The 19,089-nt window shown below is 70.8% G+C and carries 20 protein-coding genes; 7 read left to right on the top strand and 13 right to left on the bottom strand.

The features are described from left to right. Positions 1–76 precede the first annotated feature (76 nt). Positions 77–970 carry a winged helix-turn-helix transcriptional regulator gene (locus AW27_RS26010; protein ID WP_037930125.1) on the top strand — a complete coding sequence of 298 codons (894 nt, stop codon included), beginning with the start codon at positions 77–79 and terminating at the stop codon, positions 968–970. Here the strand turns inward: AW27_RS26010 and AW27_RS26005 are convergent. The 10 genes from AW27_RS26005 to AW27_RS25960 form a co-directional block, all read right to left on the bottom strand. After that, positions 967–1,512, bottom strand: a complete 546-nt coding sequence (locus AW27_RS26005; protein WP_037930122.1) for a TetR/AcrR family transcriptional regulator — start codon at positions 1,510–1,512, stop codon at positions 967–969. The genes AW27_RS26010 and AW27_RS26005 overlap by 4 nt on opposite strands. Further along, positions 1,512–1,832: a DMT family transporter gene (locus AW27_RS26000; protein WP_037930119.1), complete on the bottom strand. Its 321-nt coding sequence runs from the start codon at positions 1,830–1,832 to the stop codon at positions 1,512–1,514. The genes AW27_RS26005 and AW27_RS26000 overlap by 1 nt, the downstream gene beginning before the upstream one ends. 188 nt (positions 1,833–2,020) lie before the next feature. After that, positions 2,021–2,365, bottom strand: a complete 345-nt coding sequence (locus AW27_RS25995; protein WP_030027092.1) for a metal-sulfur cluster assembly factor — start codon at positions 2,363–2,365, stop codon at positions 2,021–2,023. After that, entirely contained in the window at positions 2,362–2,823 is a 462-nt protein-coding gene (sufU, locus tag AW27_RS25990) for a Fe-S cluster assembly sulfur transfer protein SufU (protein WP_030846233.1), read from the bottom strand. Before sufU ends, AW27_RS25995 begins: the two co-directional genes overlap by 4 nt. Positions 2,824–2,845: 22 nt before the next feature. Beyond that, entirely contained in the window at positions 2,846–4,102 is a 1,257-nt protein-coding gene (locus tag AW27_RS25985) for a cysteine desulfurase (RefSeq protein WP_030846237.1), read from the bottom strand. Then, the gene (gene sufC, locus AW27_RS25980; protein ID WP_030846240.1) at positions 4,099–4,863 is read right to left on the bottom strand and encodes a Fe-S cluster assembly ATPase SufC; all 765 of its coding nucleotides are present in this window, start codon (positions 4,861–4,863) and stop codon (positions 4,099–4,101) included. The genes AW27_RS25985 and sufC overlap by 4 nt, the downstream gene beginning before the upstream one ends. 7 nt (positions 4,864–4,870) lie before the next feature. Next, positions 4,871–5,188 carry a bifunctional 3-phenylpropionate/cinnamic acid dioxygenase ferredoxin subunit gene (locus tag AW27_RS25975; RefSeq protein ID WP_030027083.1) on the bottom strand — a complete coding sequence of 106 codons (318 nt, stop codon included), beginning with the start codon at positions 5,186–5,188 and terminating at the stop codon, positions 4,871–4,873. Continuing rightward, the gene (sufD, locus tag AW27_RS25970) at positions 5,188–6,399 is read right to left on the bottom strand and encodes a Fe-S cluster assembly protein SufD (RefSeq protein ID WP_037930113.1); all 1,212 of its coding nucleotides are present in this window, start codon (positions 6,397–6,399) and stop codon (positions 5,188–5,190) included. The genes AW27_RS25975 and sufD overlap by 1 nt, the downstream gene beginning before the upstream one ends. A 71-nt stretch (positions 6,400–6,470) precedes the next feature. Further along, positions 6,471–7,886, bottom strand: a complete 1,416-nt coding sequence (gene sufB / locus AW27_RS25965) for a Fe-S cluster assembly protein SufB (RefSeq protein WP_037930110.1) — start codon at positions 7,884–7,886, stop codon at positions 6,471–6,473. Further along, positions 7,883–8,644, bottom strand: coding sequence for a helix-turn-helix transcriptional regulator (locus AW27_RS25960; RefSeq protein ID WP_037930107.1), 762 nt, complete (start codon positions 8,642–8,644; stop codon positions 7,883–7,885). Before AW27_RS25960 ends, sufB begins: the two co-directional genes overlap by 4 nt. Positions 8,645–9,041: 397 nt before the next feature. Here AW27_RS25960 and AW27_RS25955 point away from each other — a divergent pair, with 397 nt between their 5' ends. The 4 genes from AW27_RS25955 (at position 9,042) to AW27_RS25940 (ending at position 12,928) form a co-directional block, all read left to right on the top strand. Further along, positions 9,042–9,968: an ABC transporter ATP-binding protein gene (locus AW27_RS25955; RefSeq protein ID WP_037930104.1), complete on the top strand. Its 927-nt coding sequence runs from the start codon at positions 9,042–9,044 to the stop codon at positions 9,966–9,968. Next, positions 9,965–10,732 carry an ABC transporter permease gene (locus AW27_RS25950; RefSeq protein ID WP_037930101.1) on the top strand — a complete coding sequence of 256 codons (768 nt, stop codon included), beginning with the start codon at positions 9,965–9,967 and terminating at the stop codon, positions 10,730–10,732. The genes AW27_RS25955 and AW27_RS25950 overlap by 4 nt, the downstream gene beginning before the upstream one ends. Positions 10,733–10,800: 68 nt before the next feature. Then, positions 10,801–11,934, top strand: a complete 1,134-nt coding sequence (locus AW27_RS25945) for a hypothetical protein (protein ID WP_052031356.1) — start codon at positions 10,801–10,803, stop codon at positions 11,932–11,934. Positions 11,935–11,968: 34 nt separating this feature from the next. Then, positions 11,969–12,928: a COX15/CtaA family protein gene (locus tag AW27_RS25940; protein ID WP_052031355.1), complete on the top strand. Its 960-nt coding sequence runs from the start codon at positions 11,969–11,971 to the stop codon at positions 12,926–12,928. Between the two features lie 30 nt (positions 12,929–12,958). On the opposite strand, the gene AW27_RS25935 is transcribed toward AW27_RS25940, so the two are convergent. The 3 genes from AW27_RS25935 to AW27_RS25925 form a co-directional block, all read right to left on the bottom strand. Then, positions 12,959–14,059: an amidohydrolase family protein gene (locus tag AW27_RS25935; protein ID WP_037930098.1), complete on the bottom strand. Its 1,101-nt coding sequence runs from the start codon at positions 14,057–14,059 to the stop codon at positions 12,959–12,961. A gap of 128 nt (positions 14,060–14,187) precedes the next feature. Further along, positions 14,188–14,547: a hypothetical protein gene (locus tag AW27_RS25930; RefSeq protein ID WP_236647869.1), complete on the bottom strand. Its 360-nt coding sequence runs from the start codon at positions 14,545–14,547 to the stop codon at positions 14,188–14,190. A 24-nt stretch (positions 14,548–14,571) separates the two neighbouring features. Beyond that, positions 14,572–15,519: a heme o synthase gene (locus AW27_RS25925; RefSeq protein ID WP_078557166.1), complete on the bottom strand. Its 948-nt coding sequence runs from the start codon at positions 15,517–15,519 to the stop codon at positions 14,572–14,574. 324 nt (positions 15,520–15,843) lie between these two features. On the opposite strand from AW27_RS25925, the gene tkt reads away from it, so the two are divergent. Both tkt and tal read left to right on the top strand, forming a co-directional pair. Continuing rightward, a complete protein-coding gene (tkt, locus tag AW27_RS25920) occupies positions 15,844–17,931 on the top strand; it encodes a transketolase (RefSeq protein WP_037930093.1) in 2,088 nt (695 codons plus the stop codon). 34 nt (positions 17,932–17,965) lie between these two features. Further along, on the top strand, positions 17,966–19,084 hold the full coding sequence (gene tal, locus AW27_RS25915) for a transaldolase (protein ID WP_037930090.1): 1,119 nt from the start codon (positions 17,966–17,968) through the stop codon (positions 19,082–19,084). The last annotated feature ends 5 nt before the right edge of the window (positions 19,085–19,089 follow it).

Here is a 19,089-nt window from a genome sequence, read left to right as displayed (position 1 = left end):
CTCAGACTAGTAAGTTCCCTTTGGGAACGGACTATGTCAGCATGACAGCCTTGGGTCAACGGACAAAGGAGCTCCCATGGCCCAGCGCACACACCTCGGCGACGCGGACTGCGCCATCGCCCAGGCCCTCGACGTGGTGGGCGACTGGTGGACGCTGCTGATCGTGCGCGACGCGGCACGCGGCCTGCACCGCTTCGACGAGCTCCAGCGCGAGCTGGGCGTGTCCCGCAAGGTGCTCGCGGAGCGGCTGAAGCTGCTCGTCGAGGCCGGGGTGCTGTCGCGGGAGCCGTACCAGGAACGTCCGGTGCGGCACGAGTACCGGCTGACCCCGCGCGGGCGGGGGCTGCTGCCGGTCCTGGTGGCCCTCCAGGACTGGGGTGACACCTGGGTCCTGGGAGAGGGAGAGATGACGGCGACGACCGACGAGGCATCGCACGAGGCGGAACGGGTGCACGCACTGCGGGGCACCCGCGTGCCGCCGCTGCTGCTGCCGGACCGATTCGGCGGGCTCAGCGACCCGGTGGCGGACACCGCGTTCACGGTCCTGTACTTCTTCCCCGGCGCCTACGCGCGGGCCGAGTCCTACCCACCCGGCTGGGGCGGGATCCCGGGCGCCAAAGGGTGCACGTTCGAGTCCTGCACGTACCGCGACCAGCTCGCCGAGTTCACGGCCGCCGGCGCCACCGTGCACGGGGTCTCGACGCAGCGCCCCGACGAACAGCGGGAGTTCGCGGAGCACGAGCTGCTGCGCTTCCCGCTCCTCTCGGACGCCGATCTGGGCCTGACGGCCGCGCTGCGCCTGCCGACGTTCCGCGCGGCGGGAGTGAGCCGGATCAAGCGGCTGACCCTGGTCGTGGACCGCGACCGCACGGTGCGCGAGGTGATCTACCCGATCCGCGACATCGAGGCGAGCGTGCGGGCGGCCCTGTCGGCCGTCCGCGCCGCCGGCCTCCCCGGACAGAACACCTAGCTCAACACCCGGGCCAGGACCTCGCGGGCGTACGACTCGTCGTACTCGGCATCCGCCAACAGGACCTGCAGGATGACGCCGTCCATCACGGCCACCAGCGCCCGGGCCGTGACCGGGTCGGTCCGCGGGGTCAACGCCTCGGACGCTGCTGCACACCACTCGGCGGCCACCGGCCGCAGGGCCGGGCGGCGCAGCGCCGCCAGGTAGAGCTCGTACTCCAACTCGACCCGACCCCGGTCCGCCGCCAGGAACTCCCCCAAGAGGCGGGCCAGCGCCCCGGCGAGGTCCGCCTCGGGGTCGGTCAGCGCGGGCGAGTCGGCGACCGCCTGCGCGAAGCCCTCGTTCGCCTGCCGCAGCGCCGCGACCAGCAGATCGTCCAGCGTCTTGAAGTGGTACGTCGTCGAGCCCAGCGGCACGTCGGCCTCCGCTGCCGCACTGCGGTGGCTCAGCCCGGCGATGCCCTTGGCTCCCACCACCCGCAGCGCGGCGTCGATGATCCGCTGCCGCCGGTCCGGGTCGTAGCGGCGCCCGCCCCGCGGCATCAGTGCGCCCCGCCCAGGTTCAGCAGGACCACCCCTCCGATCACGAGGGCAATCCCGGCGATCTTCGCCGCGGTGGCCGCCTCCCCCAGGAACACCATGCCGATCGCGGCGATGGCGGCGGTGCCGACGCCGGCCCATATCGCGTAGGCCGTGCCGACCGACATGGACTTCAGCGTCTGCGCGAGCAGGGTGAAGGCTATGGCGTATCCCAGCAGGGTGCCGAGCGACGGCCACAGCTTCGTGAAGCCGTCGCTGTACTTCATGGCGGTGGTGCCGGCGACCTCGGCGGCGATGGCTGCGGCGAGCAGGACATAGGGCATGCGTACAAAGGTACACATCGATGCGTACACCCGTACACACGAAGGCGGCCGCACGCCCCGACCGACCGCCGCAAGGACGGCCCTCCGGGAGGACGGCCCTTCGAGCCGGGACACAGCCGGGGACCCGGAAAGCAGCGAGGTCCCCCGGCACGGCCGTGCCGGGGGACCTCCTGTGCGAGCGGGGTGGTTCAGACGTTGAAGCCGAGCGCGCGGAGCTGCTCGCGGCCATCGTCCGTGATCTTGTCAGGGCCCCACGGCGGCATCCAGACCCAGTTGATCCGGAGTTCGTTGACGATGCCGTCCGTCGCGGACTTCGCCTGGTCCTCGATGACGTCCGTCAGCGGGCAGGCCGCCGAGGTCAGGGTCATGTCGAGGGTGGCGATGTTCGCGTCGTCGATGTGGATGCCGTAGATCAGGCCCAGGTTGACGACGTCGATGCCCAGCTCGGGGTCGACGACGTCGTAGAGGGCCTCACGGACCTCCTCCTCGGTGGCCGGCTTGGTCGACGCCTCGGGCGTCGCGTTCTCGGTCATGCCGTCTTCCTCTCCGCGTCGCCCAGAGCCTGGGCGGTCGCGTCCTTCCACGCCATCCAGCTCAGCAGGGCGCACTTCACACGGGCCGGGTACTTGGAGACGCCGACGAACGCGACCGCGTCCTCCAGCACCTCCTCCATGGCCTCGTCGGGCTCGATCTTGCCCTTGGACTGCATCATCTCCAGGAACACGGCCTGGATCTTCTGCGCCTCGGCCAGTTCCTTGCCCACGAGCAGCTCGTTCAGCACGGAGGCGCTGGCCTGGCTGATGGAGCAGCCCTGGCCCTCGTAGCTGACATCCGTCAGCTTCTCACCGTCGTACTTCACGCGCAGCGTGATCTCGTCGCCGCACGTCGGGTTGACGTGGTGCACCTCGGCGTCGCCGTCGCGCAGGCCACGCCCGTGCGGGTGCTTGTAGTGGTCCAGGATCAGTTCCTGGTACATCGAATCCAGCTTCACTGCGTCCTCGTCGCCTCGTCCGTCAGCCGAAGAAGTTCCGTACGTGCTCCAGCCCGTCGACCAGCGCGTCGACGTCGGCCGGAGAGGAGTACAGGTAGAAAGACGCTCGCGTCGTCGCCGGAATTCCGTAGCGCAGGCAGACGGGACGCGCGCAGTGGTGTCCCACGCGGACCGCGATGCCCTGCTCGTCCAGGACCTGGCCGACGTCGTGCGGGTGGATGTCGCCGAGCACGAAGGAGATCGCGGCTCCGCGGTCCTCGGCCGTGGTCGGGCCGATGATCCGCAGATCGGGCACCTCGGCGAGGCGCTTGATCGCGTACTCGGTGATCGCGTGCTCGTGCGCGGCGATCTTGTCCATGCCGATCGAGGTCAGGTAGTCCACGGCCGCGCCGAGGCCGACGGCCTGGGCGATCGGGGGCGTGCCCGCCTCGAACTTGTGCGGCGCGGGGGCGTAGGTCGAGGCGTGCATCGACACGGTCTCGATCATCTCGCCGCCGCCGAGGAACGGAGGCAGGTCCTCCAGGAGCTCCTGGCGGCCCCACAGGACGCCGATGCCCGTCGGTCCGCACATCTTGTGACCGGTGAAGGCCACGAAGTCGGCACCGAGTGCCTGCACGTCCAGCGGCATGTGCGGGGCGGCCTGGGAGGCGTCGATCAGCACCAGCGCGCCCACGTCCTGGGCGCGCCGGACGATCGCCTCGACCGGGTTGACCGTGCCCATGATGTTGGAGACCAGCGTGAAGGAGACGATCTTCGTCTTCTCCGTGATGACCTCTTCGATGTCGGACAGGTCGAGCCGGCCGTCGTCGGTGAGGCCGAACCACTTCAGCTTCGCGCCGGTGCGCTGCGCGAGCAGCTGCCACGGCACGATGTTGGAGTGGTGCTCCATCTCCGTGATGGCGATCTCGGTCTCGCGGTCGACCCGGTAGGGCTCGTCCGCCCAGCCGAGCATGTTCGCGACCAGGTTGAGCGACTCCGAGGCGTTCTTGGTGAAGATCACCTCATCGCGGCTCGGCGCGTTGATGAAGGCGGCGACCTTGTCGCGGGCGCCCTCGTACAGCGCCGTGGCCTCCTCTGCGAGCACGTGCACGCCGCGGTGGACGTTCGCGTTGTGCTGCTCGTAGTACTCGTTCAGCGCGTCGAGCACCTGGCGCGGCTTCTGCGAGGTCGCGGCGTTGTCCAGGTAAACGATCTTCTTCCCGTCGTGGACCACACGATCCAGCAGGGGGAAGTCCTTGCGGATCGCCTCGATGTCGAGGAGGCCAGGCAGCTGTGTCACGCGGTCGCGCCACCCTTCACGTACTTGTCGTAGCCCTCGTTCTCCAGCTGGTCGGCGAGCTCGGCGCCACCGGACTCGGCGATGCGGCCGTTCGCGAACACGTGCACGAAGTCGGGCTTGATGTAGCGCAGGATGCGCGTGTAGTGGGTGATCAGCAGGGTGCCGACCTCACCGGTCTCGCGGACGCGGTTGACGCCCTCGGAGACGATGCGCAGGGCGTCGACGTCGAGGCCCGAGTCGGTCTCGTCGAGGATCGCGATCTTCGGCTTCAGAAGCTCCAGCTGGAGGATCTCGTGGCGCTTCTTCTCACCGCCGGAGAAGCCCTCGTTGACGTTGCGCTCGGCGAAGGCCGGGTCCATCTGGAGCTGCTCCATCGCGGACTTGACCTCCTTCACCCAGGTGCGCAGCTTCGGCGCCTCGCCGCGGATGGCGGTGGCGGAGGTGCGCAGGAAGTTGGAGACCGAGACGCCGGGGACCTCGACCGGGTACTGCATGGCGAGGAAGACGCCGGCGCGGGCGCGCTCGTCGACGGACATCTCCAGGACGTCCTCGCCGTCGAGGGTCACCGTGCCGCCGGTGATCGTGTACTTCGGGTGCCCGGCGAGGGAGTACGCCAGCGTGGACTTGCCGGAGCCGTTCGGACCCATGATGGCGTGCGTCTCACCCTGCTTGACGGTGAGGTCGACGCCCTTGAGGATCTCGCGGGCGCCGTTCTCGGCCTCGACGGAGACGTGCAGGTCGTGGATTTCAAGCGTTGCCATGGATACCTCAGGACTCCTGGGTGAGGGAGACGAGCACGTCGTCCCCTTCGATCTTTACGGGGTATACGGGGACGGGGCGCGTCGCGGGCAGACCGGAGGGCTTTCCGGTGCGCAGGTCGAAGGCCGACCCGTGCAGCCAGCACTCGATCATGCAGTCCTCGACCTCGCCCTCCGAGAGCGAGACGTTCGCGTGCGAGCAGATGTCGTTGATGGCGAACACCTCCCCGTCGGTGGAGACGATGGACACCGGCGTGCCGTCGAGCTCCACCCGCTTGGGGGTGTTCTCCTCCAGCTCGCTCAGCGCGCAGGCCTTGACGTAGTTCATCAGACGGAACCCTGGAGCTCGGCCTCGATCTTGGAGATCAGTCGCTCCTCGATGTCGTCGACACCGATCTGCTGGACGAGCTCGGCGAAGAAGCCGCGGACGACCAGGCGGCGGGCCTCGTCGGCCGGGATGCCACGGGCCTGCAGGTAGAAGAGCTGCTCGTCGTCGAAGCGGCCGGTCGCGGAGGCGTGTCCGGCACCGACGATCTCGCCGGTCTCGATCTCCAGGTTCGGCACGGAGTCGACCCGCGCGCCGTCGGTGAGGACGAGGTTGCGGTTCATCTCGTACGTGTCGGTGCCCTCGGCGCTCTTCTCGATGAGCACGTCGCCGATCCAGACGGCGTGGGCGTCCTGCCCCTGCAGGGCGCCCTTGTAGACCACGTTCGACGTGCAGTGCGGCGCGTCGTGCGTGACCAGGAGGCGGTGCTCCTGGTGCTGGCCCGCGTCCGTGAAGTACAGGCCGAGCATCTCGGCCTCGCCGCCGGGGCCGGCGTAGGTGACGCGCGGGTGCAGGCGGACGAGGTCGCCGCCGAAGGTGACGACCACGGACTTGAAGCTCGCGTCGCGGCCGATGAGGGCGTTGTGCTGCGAGGTGTGGACGGCGGTGTCGTCCCAGTCCTGGACGGACACGAAGGTCACCTTGGCACCGTCGCCGACGAGGAGGTCCACGTTGGCGGCGCGCACGCCGTCGCCGGTGTGGTCGATCACGATGATCGCCTCAGCGAAGGGCTTCACGTCGAAGACGGTGTGGCCGAAGGTCGTGCCGCCCTCACCGTGCAGGGCGACCCGGATCGGCTCGGTGAGCACGGTCTCCTTCGGCACGGTGACGACCGTGGCCTTGGCGAAGGAGGAGAAGGCCTGCGCGGCGACGCGGTCGACGGGGGTGCCGGCCTTGCCGATCCGCTCGTCGCCGCGCTCCACGGACTCGACGATGACGCCCTCGGGGGCGTCGATCTGGGCCTTCATGGTGCCGTCCGCGACCGCTGTGCCGTCGTGCAGGCCCCGGAGGCGGGCGAGCGGGGTGAACCGCCACTCCTCCTCACGGCCGTGCGGAACCGGGAAGTCGGCCACGTCGAAGGACGGGGGCGCGCTCATCCGGGTGGCGACGGTGGATTCGGCGGCCACCGCGATCGCGCCGGCGGTGGTGGAGCCCGCCGCGGGGGTACCGCCCTGAACCGTCAGGTTCTTGGGGGCGTTCTGAGCCTCAGCCATGGCTGTCGTCTTGCTCTCTTCCTACGTCTACAGAATCGTCGAGGTGCTGCGGTGCTCGGGCGGTCGGCGGGTCAGCCGACCGAGCCCTCCATCTGCAGCTCGATCAGCCGGTTGAGCTCCAGCGCGTACTCCATGGGCAGCTCCTTCGCGATCGGCTCGACGAAGCCGCGCACGATCATGGCCATGGCCTCGAACTCGGTGAGGCCGCGCTGCATGAGGTAGAAGAGCTGGTCGTCGGAGACCTTGGAGACGGTCGCCTCGTGGCCCATCGTCACGTCGTCCTCGCGGACGTCGACGTACGGGTACGTGTCCGAGCGGGAGATCGTGTCCACCAGCAGCGCGTCGCACAGCACATTGGACTTGGAACCGGCGGCGCCCTCGCCGATCTCGACCAGACCGCGGTAGGAGGTGCGGCCACCGCCACGGGCCACCGACTTCGAGACGATGTTCGAGGAGGTGTTCGGCGCCATGTGGACCATCTTGGAGCCGGCGTCCTGGTGCTGTCCCTCGCCCGCGAAGGCGATGGACAGGGTCTCGCCCTTGGCGTGCTCGCCCATCAGGTACACGGCCGGGTACTTCATGGTGACCTTGGAACCGATGTTGCCGTCGATCCACTCCATGGTCGCGCCCTCGTACGCCACGGCGCGCTTGGTGACCAGGTTGTAGACGTTGTTCGACCAGTTCTGGATCGTCGTGTAGCGGCAGCGGCCGCCCTTCTTCACGATGATCTCGACGACGGCGCTGTGCAGGGAGTCCGAGGAGTAGATCGGGGCGGTGCAGCCCTCGACGTAGTGGACGTAGGCGTCCTCGTCGACGATGATCAGCGTCCGCTCGAACTGGCCCATGTTCTCCGTGTTGATGCGGAAGTAGGCCTGGAGCGGGATGTCCACGTGGACACCCTTGGGGACGTAGATGAACGAGCCGCCGGACCACACCGCGGTGTTCAGCGACGCGAACTTGTTGTCGCCGACCGGGATGACCGTGCCGAAGTACTCCTGGAAGAGCTCCGGGTGCTCCTTGAGCGCGGTGTCCGTGTCGAGGAAGATCACGCCCTGCTCCTCCAGGTCCTCACGGATCTGGTGGTAGACGACCTCGGACTCGTACTGGGCCGCGACACCGGCGACGAGGCGCTGCTTCTCCGCCTCCGGGATACCGAGCTTGTCGTACGTGTTCTTGATGTCCTCGGGCAGGTCCTCCCAGGAAGCGGCCTGCTTCTCGGTGGAGCGCACGAAGTACTTGATGTTGTCGAAGTCGATGCCCGAGAGGTCGGAGCCCCACATCGGCATGGGCTTCTTGTCGAACAGCCTCAGGCCCTTGAGGCGGAGGTTCAGCATCCACTCCGGCTCGGACTTCTTCGCCGAGATGTCGCGGACGACGTCCTCGGACAGACCCCGCTTGGCGGCGGCACCGGCCGCGTCGGAGTCGGCCCAGCCGTATTCATAGGTGCCCAGGCCATCGAGCTCAGGGTGAGCGGTCTCCGTGGTCATGCGGGGTTCCTCCCGGCCGTACTTGCAGATACTGATGTGTCGGTCTGTGTGGTGCCCGCGCTGCGCGGAATGAACGTCGTGCACACTCCGTCGCCATGGGCGATCGTGGCGAGGCGCTGCACGTGCGTCCCGAGCAGGCGTGAGAAGACCTCGGTCTCCGCCTCGCAGAGCTGCGGGAACTGCTCGGCCACGTGGGCGACCGGGCAGTGGTGCTGGCAGAGCTGTTCACCGCTGTGCGGACCGGGAGCGCTCTTCGCCGTAGCAGCGTACCCGTCCTGCGTCAACGCCTTGGCAAGGGCCTCCGCGCGACCCCCGGGGGCGGCCGCCTCGACGGCCTCCCGGTAGGTCTGCGCCTGCGCTTCCATCCGGGCCCTGGCGAAGGCGGCGACGGCCGCCTCGCCCTGCTCGCCGCCGCCGACGGACTGCGCGATCCAGCGCAGGGCGTCCGCGGCGAGCGTGTCGTAGGACTGGTCGAAGGCGTCGCGGCCGCAGTCGGTGAGCGCGAAGACCTTGGCGGGCCGACCCCGGGTCCGCGCTCCGTACACACGCCGCTCACGGGCTTCGACCACGTCGTCGGCGACGAGCGTGTCGAGGTGGCGGCGGACGGCGGCCTGGGTGAGGCCGAGGCGCTGCGCGAGGTCGGCGACGGTGGACGGGCCGTGGTCCAGGATCGAGCGCGCCACCCGGTTGCGGGTTGACCGCTCCCCGGTGGTGAGCTCCCCCTGGGGGGCCTCGTTCTGCCGTTCGCCGTATTTCACAACGCCATTGTTGCGTAATTAACCGAGCTCGGACAAGCCGTGACGGACGCCACGCCTGGTGGCCTCCATCACTAAGGGTTACCTTATTTATCTACGGAGAGTTATCCGGAAGAGATTATTCCGATTAGCTCCCGTTGTTGCTCCGGGGCCCCCAGCGCGGCTCCCACCAGCACGCACGCACCCCCGGCCGGCCCGGGCGTCCGGCCCGCCGGCACGGGGAGAAGATCACCGAAACCGGATCGGCCGCGCCTGTCCGCCGGGCCGGAAAAAGCCGTGTCCGCCAGCTCTGCCCGCGCATCCCGGGCGTCCGGCACCCCACCGCTCCGGCACCCGGGGGCCCGGCTCCCGGCCACCCGGCACCCGGGGCCCTGCCCGCAGCTCCGTAGACTCACCCACCATGAGCAACGACCCCGCCGTGGAGATCCGCGGACTGGTGAAGCGGTACGGCGCCAAGACCGCGGTGGACGGGCTGGACCTCACCGTCCGCAGGGCCTCCGTCACCGCGGTCCTCGGTCCCAACGGCGCGGGCAAGACCACCACGGTGGAGACCTGCGAGGGCTACCACCGCCCCGACGCCGGCACCGTCCGCGTCCTCGGCCTGGACCCGGTGACCCAGGCCGAGGCGCTGCGCCCGCGGACCGGCGTGATGCTCCAGTCCGGAGGCGTCTACTCCGGGGCCCGCGCCGTCGAGATGCTGCGCCACATGGCCAAGCTGTACGCGCACCCGCTCGACCCCGACGTCCTGGTGGAACGCCTCGGCCTGGGCAGCTGCGGCCGCACCCCCTACCGGCGGCTCTCCGGCGGCCAGCAGCAGCGCCTGGCCCTGGCCATGGCCGTCGTGGGCCGCCCCGAGCTGGTCTTCCTCGACGAGCCCACCGCCGGCCTGGACCCGCAGGCCCGCCGTGCCACCTGGGACCTCGTACGGGAGCTGCGCGCCGACGGGGTCACCGTCGTCCTCACCACCCACCACATGGACGAGGCCGAACAGCTCGCGGACGAGGTCGCCATCGTGGACGCGGGCCGGGTCATCGCCCACGGCAGCCCCGAGCAGCTGTGCCGCGGCGGCGCCGAGAACACCCTGCGTTTCACCGGTCGCCCCGCCCTGGACCTCCCCTCTCTGCTGAAGGCGCTGCCCGACGGCACCCAGGCGGCCGAGGTCACCCCGGGCGTCTACCGGGTGACCGGCGAGGTGGACCCGCAGCTGCTGGCCACCGTCGCCTCCTGGTGCGCACAGAACGGCGTGATGCCCGACAGCCTCTCGGTGGAGCGGCACACCCTCGAAGACGTCTTCCTGGAACTGACCGGTAAGGAGCTGCGCGCATGAGCGCCGGTACGTTCACCCCCCGCCCGGGGGCCGCGCCCGTGTCCCGCATGATCCTCGCGCAGACGGCGCTGGAGACCCGGATGCTGCTGCGCAACGGCGAGCAGTTGCTGCTCACCGTGATCATTCCGGCGCTGCTCCTGGTGCTGTTCTCCGCCGTCGACATCGTCGACACGGGTGCCGGGGAATCGGTGGACTTCCTCGCCCCCGGCATCCTCGCCCTCGCCGTGATGTCCACCGCCTTCACCGGCCAGGCCATCGCCACCGGCTTCGACCGCCGCTACGGGGTGCTCAAGCGGCTCGGGGCCTCCCCGCTGCCGCGCTGGGCTCTGATGGCCGCCAAGACCCTCTCGGTGCTGGTCACCGAGGTGCTGCAGATCGCCCTGCTGACGGCGATCGCCCTCGCGCTGGGCTGGTCCCCGCAGGGGGACCCGCTGTCGGTCGCCGCGCTGGTCCTGCTGGGCACCGCCGCCTTCTCGGGGCTCGGACTGCTGATGGCCGGGACCCTGAAGGCAGAAGCCACCCTGGCCGCGGCCAACCTGGTGTTCCTGCTGCTGCTGGTCGGCGGCGGGGTGATCGTGCCGATGGAGAAGTTCCCGGGCGCCGTTCAGTCCGTCCTGGGGCTGCTGCCCATCTCGGCCCTCTCCAACGGTCTGCGCGAGGTGCTCCAGCAGGGAGCGGCGCTGCCGTGGGGTGACGCGGCCGTGCTCACGGCCTGGGCCGTACTCGGTCTGGGCGCCGCCGCCCGCCTCTTCCGCTGGGAATGAAACCCTTTCCCTCGCGGCGGCGCAGCCGCGAGGATGGGCGCCTCCACACATGAAGCCGGGGGGCGGACATGGTGCAGCGGGAGGCCGTTCTTCGGCTGGACGAGCGGTGGGCGCGGGTGCGGGCGGGGGTCGCACCGGCGGAGCCGGCGGAGCAGGAGGGGCTCCTCGACGAGCTGATCGGGGCCCTGCGCGCGCTCACCGACGACCCCGAGTGCACCGCGCTGCTCGGGCTGCGCCTCGCCGACCGGGCGGCCCTGCGGTTCGCCGCGGGGGACCGCGCGGGCGCCCTCGCCACCATCGAGGAGGGTCTGCGCAGTTCCGAACGCGCGGCCCGGCACACCCCGGAGTACGCCCGTTGGTACGCCCGCGGGCTGATCAACCACGGGGTGTGGCTGGCCTGGCCGCTGAGCGACGCGGACCGGCTGCCGCGGCACCCGCTGGGCGCGGCCGCCGACCAGGGCCCCAGCGCCATGGAGCGGGCCGCCGGCGAGCGCGCCCGGGACCTGACCCGTACCGCGGTGGAGGTCTGGGCCGGACTGGACCAGCGGGATCCGGTCAACCGGCAGGGCCTCGCCCAGGCCAAGGTGTTCCTCGGGGACCGCCTCGCCGAGCTGGGCCTCACCGAGGACGCGGTGGCCTGGGCCGTGGACGCGGAGGCCGACTTCCGCCGGCTGCTCCTGGCCGATCCCGCCGCGGAGGAGGCCGAGGCCGCCGAAGAGGCCCTCGACCACATCGGCCGCCAGCTGGAGCTGCGCCTGCGCTACCTGGCCTTCGACGAGCTGGTGGGCCTGCGCACGCGGGGCCTGCTGCCCGAGCGGCTGCTGCCCCGGGCCGTGGTGGCCGCCCGCATCCGGTCGGTGGAGGAGCCCGAGATCGCATCCCGGCTGCACCTCGGCGCCGAGCAGGTGCGCACGATGCTGGAGGTCACCCCCTGGCTCGCGGTGTGGCGCTTCGACGTCCGCGGCGCCGACGGGTTGTGGCACGCGCTCCCGCACCCCTGGCGCGGTGCCACGGAGGTGCGGAACCGGACGGCCCAGGACGTCGCATCCTCCCTGGTACGCGGCTTCACGCTGTCGCCGGACCATCCGGGCGACGCCGCGCACTGGCGGGTGCTGCTCTGGTGGCACGAGGAGGGCGACCCCGCCGGGGCCGGGTTCCGGCTGCTCTCCTCCCCCGACGCACCGCCCCCCACCCCCTCGTGAAAGTTTGCACAAGGGGTCGCCTACGATATGGGGCGTGTTGAACCCCCTCGCATTCATCGCCAGCCGCTGGACCCCGTCACCCCGGATCGTCCGGCGGGCCGCGCTCGCCGCGCTCGTCATGAGCGTGGCCATCGTCGTCACCGGCGGCGCGGTGCGGCTGACCGGATCCGGTCTCGGCTGCGACACCTGGCCCAAGTGCACCGACGACAGCCTGATCGTGACGCAGGAGCAGGGCTTCCACGGCGCCATCGAGTTCGGCAACCGGATGCTGACGTACGTGCTCTGTGCCGCCGTCGGCTGGGTGATCCTCGCGGCGCGCTCGGCCGAGCCCTGGCGCCACTCGCTGACCAGGCTCGGCTGGCTCCAGTTCGCCATCGTGATGAGCAACGCCGTGCTCGGCGGCATCACCGTACTGACGGGCCTCAACCCCTACAGCGTGGCCGGGCACTTCCTCCTCGCCACCACGCTGATCGCGGTGACGACCCTCACCTGGCAGCGCGCCGGCGAGGGCGACACCGCCCCCCGCCCGCGCGTCCCCGGCCCGGTGGGCAAGCTGTCGTGGGCCCTGATCGCCAGCACCCTCGTGCTGATCGCCGCGGGCACGGTGGTCACCGGCTCCGGCCCGCACGCCGGCGACAGCAGCGAGATCAAGCGGATGCCCTTCGACTGGGAGGTCACCGCGCACGTGCACGCGATCGCCGCCTGGCTGGTCTGCGCGCTGGCCGTGGCGATGTGGCTGGTGCTGCGCGTGGTCGACGCACCCGCCGACACCCGGGCGCGCGCCCGCGACCTGCTGCTCGTCCTGCTCGCCCAGGGCGGCATCGGCTACGTGCAGTACTTCACCGACGTGCCCGAGGTCCTGGTCGCCGTGCACATGCTGGGCTCCTGCCTGGTGTGGGTCGCCGTGCTCCGGCTGGCCCTGAGCCTGCGGGAACGGCCGGCCACCGAAGCGGGCACACCCGCTCCCGCGGACGCCCGGCTCTCCACCGTCTGAGCCGTCCCGGCCGTTCGCTCCGGGCCGTCCTCACGGCCGGTCCAGCCGATAGACGCGGCGGGCGTTGCCCGCCGCGACCATGGCCGCCACCCGCTCCGCGTCCCGCCAGGACCAGGACCCCTCGGCGACCCAGCCGCCCAGCACCCGGGCCAGCGCCTCGCGGAACACCAGGGCGCCCACCGCGTGCAGTTCGGGCAGCCGCCGCCCCCCGCTGGAGAACAGCACCTTCCCGAACGGGGCGAGCTCCAGCAGCTCGGCCAGGACCGCCGCGGCCCGTGCCCCGGTTCGCCCCAGGCCCGCGCCGGCGTCGGCGTAGACGTGCGGGAAGGCCTCCGCGAGCCGCGCCGTGTGCCGGTGGTGCGGATATCCGCCGAGCAGCACCAGCCGGGTGCCGAAACCCGCGGTGGCCCGTACGAATCCGGTCAGCACCGCGGGATCCCCCGCGCCCGTGTGCAGTTGGAGCGGCAGCCCGGACGCCACCGCGCTCCAGAGCAGGTGCCGCAGGAGTACGGGGTCCGCCACGGCTCCCCCGCGCGGCCGCCCGGTCAGCCAGCGTCCGGCCGCTCCGCGCACCTCTCCCGGACCGGGCGGATCGGGATCCAGGCCCGTGCCCTGCGCGCCGTCGGGACGGGCCGGGGTCGCGGAGCAGGCAAAGGCCGCGGCACCCGAGGCAGCGTGGTGGATCGCCTCGGCCAGATTGGCGAGGAAGGCGGCCACCGTCCCGGAGGTGTCGGCGACCTGTTCGGCCAGTGACTCCAGCCGTACGGTCTCGAAGGCCTCGGCGTCGGCGGCGAGCGCCACATCCTTGGGCGCGGTGAGGTCCTCGGCCGGGCCGGTGGCGACCAGGTAGGCGGCGACCCCGGACCCCCGCAGCAGCCGCCGCGCGGACTCGGCCGGGCCCAGCTCGCGGCGCCGGGCCAGATAGCGGGCGGGGGCGGCGTGCGGCTCCAGCCCCAGCAACGGCGGGCACCAGCGGCGGACCGCGAAACCGGTCTGGGTGTCGAAGAAGGTGGTGCCGGCGGCGGGCGGGCCGGCCGAGCGGATCAGCTGGGCCTCGAAGGTGCCCAGGCCCAGCTCCGTACGGAGGACTCCGTGGCAGTACTGGTCCACCAGGGGCGGCGTTTCGATCATCCGGGCATCCCGTTGCGGACGTGGGGAAGGCGCTTCCACACGTCCTAACGGGTGAGCGGGGTGTGAGGTGTTGCTCGGGCTGTTGACCGAGGGCGCACGCCGGCGCCCCGGATGCCGGTCCGGGCCGGTCAGGCCGCCGGGTTCGGGGTTCCGCCGAGCTGGAGGCCGGCCATCCGCGACCACTCGTACGGGCCCGTCCGCACGCGCGCGGCGAACTCCCCGTCGAACTCGTCGTGGAGGGTCAGCCCGGCCTTCTGCGCGGCCAGCTGCGCCACCGCGAAGGTCGGGGCCACCAGGTCGCCCCAGCCGCCGTCCGTGCCCACGAGCACGATGCGGGTGCCGGCCTGGCCGATGTGGGCGAGCTGGCCCTCGGCCCCGCCGTGCTGCTTGGCGAAGGCGCCGATCTGCCGGGCCAGCTTCGCGGCCGTACGGTCCTGCTTCTTGTCCGCGGCGCCTGCGGCGGCCGCGGTGTCTGCGGTGTCTCCCATGGAAGCCATGCTACCGGCGAGTAATCAACGGAGGAAGGGATCCACGGCCACCGCCACGAACAGCAGCGACACATAGGTGATCGACCAGTGGAACAGGCGCATCTCCTTGAGCTTCGCGCCCGTCACGCCCGCCTTGGCCCGCGCGTGCAGCGCGTGCGCCTCCCACAGCCACCAGCCGCCGGCCAGCAGCGCGACCGAGGTGTAGAACCAGCCGGTGTACCCCAGCGGGGTCAGCAGCAGCGAGACGCCGACCATGACCCAGCTGTAGAGGACGATCTGGCGCGCCACGACCTTGTTGCCGGCGACGACCGGGAGCATCGGCACGCCGACGCGCGCGTAGTCGTCGGCCACCTTCATCGACAGCGGCCAGTAGTGCGGCGGCGTCCAGAAGAAGATGACGAGGAAGAGGATGACGGCGGCCCAGGAGACCTCGTTGCGGACCGCGGACCAGCCGATGAGCACCGGCAGGCAGCCCGCGATGCCGCCCCAGACGATGTTCTGGGTCGTGCGCCGCTTCAGCAGCATCGTGTAGACGACCACGTAGAAGAGGAGCGCGCCGAGGGAGAGCGCGGCCGACAGCCAGTTGACGAGCAGGCCGAAGAACAGGGTGGAGACCACGCCGAGCGTGATGCCGAAGACCAGGCACTCCCGCGGGCTGACCATGCCGGTCACCAGCGGGCGCTGGGAGGTCCGGTCCATCAGCGCGTCGATGTCGCGGTCGATGTACATGTTCAGCGCGTTGGCGCCGCCCGCGGACAGGTAACCGCCGACGCAGGTCACCAGGACCAGCCACAGCGACGGCACGCCCTGCTCCGCGAGGAACATGACCGGCACTGTGGTGATCAGCAGAAGTTCGATGATCCGCGGCTTGGTCAATGCCACGAAAGCCATGACGCGGGTCCCGAACGGCCGGTGACCGGGGCTCGTCCCGAGCACCCCCGCTGGACGGGATTCGACGGCCGTCACGCACACCCCTGAGAGAGAATCCAGCAAGCTCCGACTCGGGCCCTTCACACCATGAAGGCCCGGTTAAGGCTTGCGCGTACCACGCCACTGTAGACGTTGCGCTTCCGTCGCCCCGCGCCGGGGTCGCCTCGTGTTGGGCCGATCGGACCGTGCATACATACGGGGCACGGCGTCCGCCGCGCCCCCGTGGCCGGGTGAACGCGGGTGGGCGGCGCGATGACGGACCGCCTGCACTCGAATAGCTGCACGCCGTTGCGGGGGTAGGCTCGGAATCGCCGGTGCACCGTTCGTCACCGGGACACGAACTTGTGGAGAGGAGCCCTGACCCAGGTGAGCACCAAGCCGACCACCACAGAGCTCGAGTGGACCGAACTGGACCAGCGGGCCGTCGACACCGCCCGCATCCTGGCCGCCGACGCGGTCCAGAAGGTCGGAAACGGCCACCCCGGTACGGCGATGAGCCTGGCGCCCGCCGCGTACACCCTCTTCCAGAAGGTGATGCGGCACGACCCGGCGGACCCCGAGTGGGTGGGCCGCGACCGTTTCGTGCTCTCCGCGGGGCACTCGTCCCTGACCCTCTACACCCAGCTGTACCTGGGCGGGTTCGGGCTCGAACTGGACGACCTGAAGTCCTTCCGCACCTGGGGCTCCAAGACCCCGGGCCACCCGGAGTACGGCCACACGGCCGGCGTCGAGACCACCACCGGCCCCCTCGGGCAGGGTGTCGCCAACGCGGTGGGCATGGCCATGGCCGCCCGCTACGAGCGCGGCCTCTTCGACCCGCAGGCGGCCCCGGGCACCTCCCCGTTCGACCACATGGTCTACGCGATCGCGGGCGACGGGTGCCTCCAGGAGGGCATCTCCCACGAGGCGTCCGCGCTGGCCGGCCACCAGAAGCTCGGCAACCTCGTCCTCCTCTGGGACGACAACCACATCTCCATCGAGGGTGACACGGAGACGGCCGTCTCCGAGGACACCATGAAGCGCTACGAGGCCTACGGCTGGCACGTCCAGCGCGTCGAGCAGCAGGAGAACGGCGACCTCGACCCGAAGGCCCTGTTCGCCGCGCTCCAGGCCGCCAAGGCCGTCACGGACCGGCCGTCCTTCATCGCGGCCCGCTCGATCATCGCCTGGCCCGCCCCGCACGCCCAGAACACCGAGGCCGCCCACGGCTCGGCACTCGGCGACGACGAGGTCGCGGCCACCAAGCGCGTGCTCGGCTTCGACCCGGAGCAGACCTTCGAGGTCGCCGACGAGGTCATCGCCCACACCCGCAAGGCGCTGGACCGGGGCCGCGAGGCCAAGGCCGCCTGGGAGAAGGACTTCTCCGCCTGGCGCACCGCCAACCCTGAGCGCGCCGCCGAGTTCGACCGCATCAACGCGAACGAACTGCCCGCGGGCTGGGAGGAGCAGCTCCCCGTCTTCGAGGCCGGCACGTCCCTCGCCACCCGCGCCGCCTCCGGCAAGGTGCTCCAGGCCCTCGGCGCGGTCATCCCGGAGCTGTGGGGCGGCTCGGCCGACCTGGCCGGCTCCAACAACACCACCATCGACAAGGACTCCTCGTTCCTTCCGGTGGGCAACCCGCTGCCGGAGGCCGACCCGTACGGCCGCACCATCCACTTCGGCATCCGCGAGCACGCCATGGCCGCCGCCATGAACGGCATCGCGCTGCACGGCCACACCCGTATCTACGGCGGCACCTTCCTGGTGTTCTCCGACTACATGCGCAACGCCGTGCGCCTGTCCGCCCTGATGCACCTGCCGGTGACCTACGTGTGGACGCACGACTCCATCGGCCTCGGCGAGGACGGCCCGACCCACCAGCCGGTCGAGCACCTGGCCTCGCTGCGCGCCATCCCGGGCCTGACGATCGTCCGCCCGGCCGACGCCAACGAGACCGCGATCGCCTGGCGCGAGATCCTCAAGCGCCACACGAAGGTGTTCGGCAAGGGCACCCCGCACGGTCTGGCCCTCACCCGTCAGGGCGTGCCGACGTACGAGGCCGACGAGAACACCGTCAAGGGCGGCTACGTGCGCTTCGAGGCGGAAGGCGGCGACGCCCAGGTCGTCCTCATCGGCACCGGCTCCGAGGTGCACGTGGCCGTCGAGGCCCGCGAGCAGCTCCAGGCCGCCGGCATCCCCACCCGCGTGGTCTCGATGCCGTCCGTGGAGTGGTTCGAGGAGCAGGACCAGGCGTACAAGGACAGCGTCCTGCCGCCCTCCGTCAAGGCCCGGGTCGCGGTCGAGGCGGGCATCGGCCTGACCTGGCACCGCTACGTCGGTGACGCGGGCCGGATCGTGTCGCTGGAGCACTTCGGCGCCTCGGCCGATGCGAAGGTCCTCTTCCGCGAGTTCGGTTTCACGCCGGAGGCCGTCGCCGCCGCCGCCCGGGACTCCCTCGCCGCCGCCGCGCGCTGACGCGCGTACTACACCAGTAGGAGATGCAATTCCCATGACAGACGCACTCAAGCGCCTCTCCGACGAAGGCGTGGCGATCTGGCTGGACGACCTGTCCCGCAAGCGCATCACGTCCGGCAACCTGGCCGAGCTCATCGACCAGTCGCACGTGGTCGGGGTCACCACCAACCCGGCGATCTTCCAGAAGGCGATCAGCGGTGGCGAGGGCTATGAGCGACAGCTCACCGACCTCGCGACCCGCAAGGTCACCGTGGACGAGGCGCTGCGCATGATCACGACGGCGGACGTCAGGGACGCCGCCGACATCCTGCGCCCGGTCTACGACCGCACGGACGGCCAGGACGGCCGCGTGTCGATCGAGGTGGACCCCCGACTGGCCCACGACACCGCGGCGACGATCGCCGAGGCCAAGCAGCTGGCCTGGCTGGTGGACCGGCCGAACACGCTCATCAAGATCCCGGCCACGAAGGCCGGCCTGCCGGCGATCACCGAGGTCATCGGCAAGGGCATCAGCGTCAACGTCACGCTGATCTTCTCGCTGGAGCGCTACCGCGAGGTCATGGACGCGTACCTGGCGGGGCTGGAGAAGGCCAAGGCCGCAGGCCTGGACCTCTCCCTGATCCACTCGGTCGCCTCCTTCTTCGTGTCCCGCGTGGACACCGAGATCGACAAGCGGCTCGACGCCGTCGGCACCGACGAGGCGAAGTCCCTCAAGGGCAAGGCGGCCCTCGCCAACGCCCGTCTGGCCTACCAGGCCTACGAGGAGGTCTTCTCCTCGGACCGCTGGGCCGCCCTGGAGCGCGCCGGAGCCAACAAGCAGCGTGCGCTGTGGGCCTCGACGGGCGTCAAGGACCCGGCGTACAAGGACACCCTGTACGTGGACGACCTCGTCGCCCCGAACACGGTGAACACCATGCCGGAGGCCACCCTGGAGGCCACCGCCGACCACGGGCAGATCACGGGTGACACCGTGCGCGGCAGCTACGAGCAGGCGCGTGCCGAGCTCGATGCGGTCGCGAAGCTGGGCATCTCGTACGACGATGTCGTTCAGCTGCTTGAGGACGAGGGCGTCGAGAAGTTCGAGGCGTCCTGGAACGACCTGCTGAAGTCGACCGAGGCGGAGCTGCAGCGCCTCGCCCCCACGGAGGCCTGACCACT

This window comes from Streptomyces sp. PCS3-D2, from assembly GCF_000612545.2.
In the GTDB taxonomy this organism is placed as follows: domain Bacteria; phylum Actinomycetota; class Actinomycetes; order Streptomycetales; family Streptomycetaceae; genus Streptomyces.
This window is presented reverse-complemented; position numbering and strand designations above follow the sequence as displayed.

Bases quoted from the DNA above. Each gene is read 5' to 3' on its own strand.
- AW27_RS26010 (WP_037930125.1), top strand. From the start codon at position 77: ATGGCCCAGCGCACACACCTCGGCGACGCGGACTGCGCCATCGCCCAG.
- AW27_RS26005 (WP_037930122.1), bottom strand. From the start codon at position 1,512: ATGCCGCGGGGCGGGCGCCGCTACGACCCGGACCGGCGGCAGCGGATC.
- AW27_RS26000 (WP_037930119.1), bottom strand. From the start codon at position 1,832: ATGCCCTATGTCCTGCTCGCCGCAGCCATCGCCGCCGAGGTCGCCGGC.
- AW27_RS25995 (WP_030027092.1), bottom strand. From the start codon at position 2,365: ATGACCGAGAACGCGACGCCCGAGGCGTCGACCAAGCCGGCCACCGAG.
- sufC (WP_030846240.1), bottom strand. From the start codon at position 4,863: ATGGCAACGCTTGAAATCCACGACCTGCACGTCTCCGTCGAGGCCGAG.
- AW27_RS25975 (WP_030027083.1), bottom strand. From the start codon at position 5,188: ATGAACTACGTCAAGGCCTGCGCGCTGAGCGAGCTGGAGGAGAACACC.
- sufD (WP_037930113.1), bottom strand. From the start codon at position 6,399: ATGGCTGAGGCTCAGAACGCCCCCAAGAACCTGACGGTTCAGGGCGGT.
- sufB (WP_037930110.1), bottom strand. From the start codon at position 7,886: ATGACCACGGAGACCGCTCACCCTGAGCTCGATGGCCTGGGCACCTAT.
- AW27_RS25955 (WP_037930104.1), top strand. From the start codon at position 9,042: ATGAGCAACGACCCCGCCGTGGAGATCCGCGGACTGGTGAAGCGGTAC.
- AW27_RS25950 (WP_037930101.1), top strand. From the start codon at position 9,965: ATGAGCGCCGGTACGTTCACCCCCCGCCCGGGGGCCGCGCCCGTGTCC.
- AW27_RS25945 (WP_052031356.1), top strand. From the start codon at position 10,801: ATGGTGCAGCGGGAGGCCGTTCTTCGGCTGGACGAGCGGTGGGCGCGG.
- AW27_RS25935 (WP_037930098.1), bottom strand. From the start codon at position 14,059: ATGATCGAAACGCCGCCCCTGGTGGACCAGTACTGCCACGGAGTCCTC.
- AW27_RS25930 (WP_236647869.1), bottom strand. From the start codon at position 14,547: ATGGGAGACACCGCAGACACCGCGGCCGCCGCAGGCGCCGCGGACAAG.
- tal (WP_037930090.1), top strand. From the start codon at position 17,966: ATGACAGACGCACTCAAGCGCCTCTCCGACGAAGGCGTGGCGATCTGG.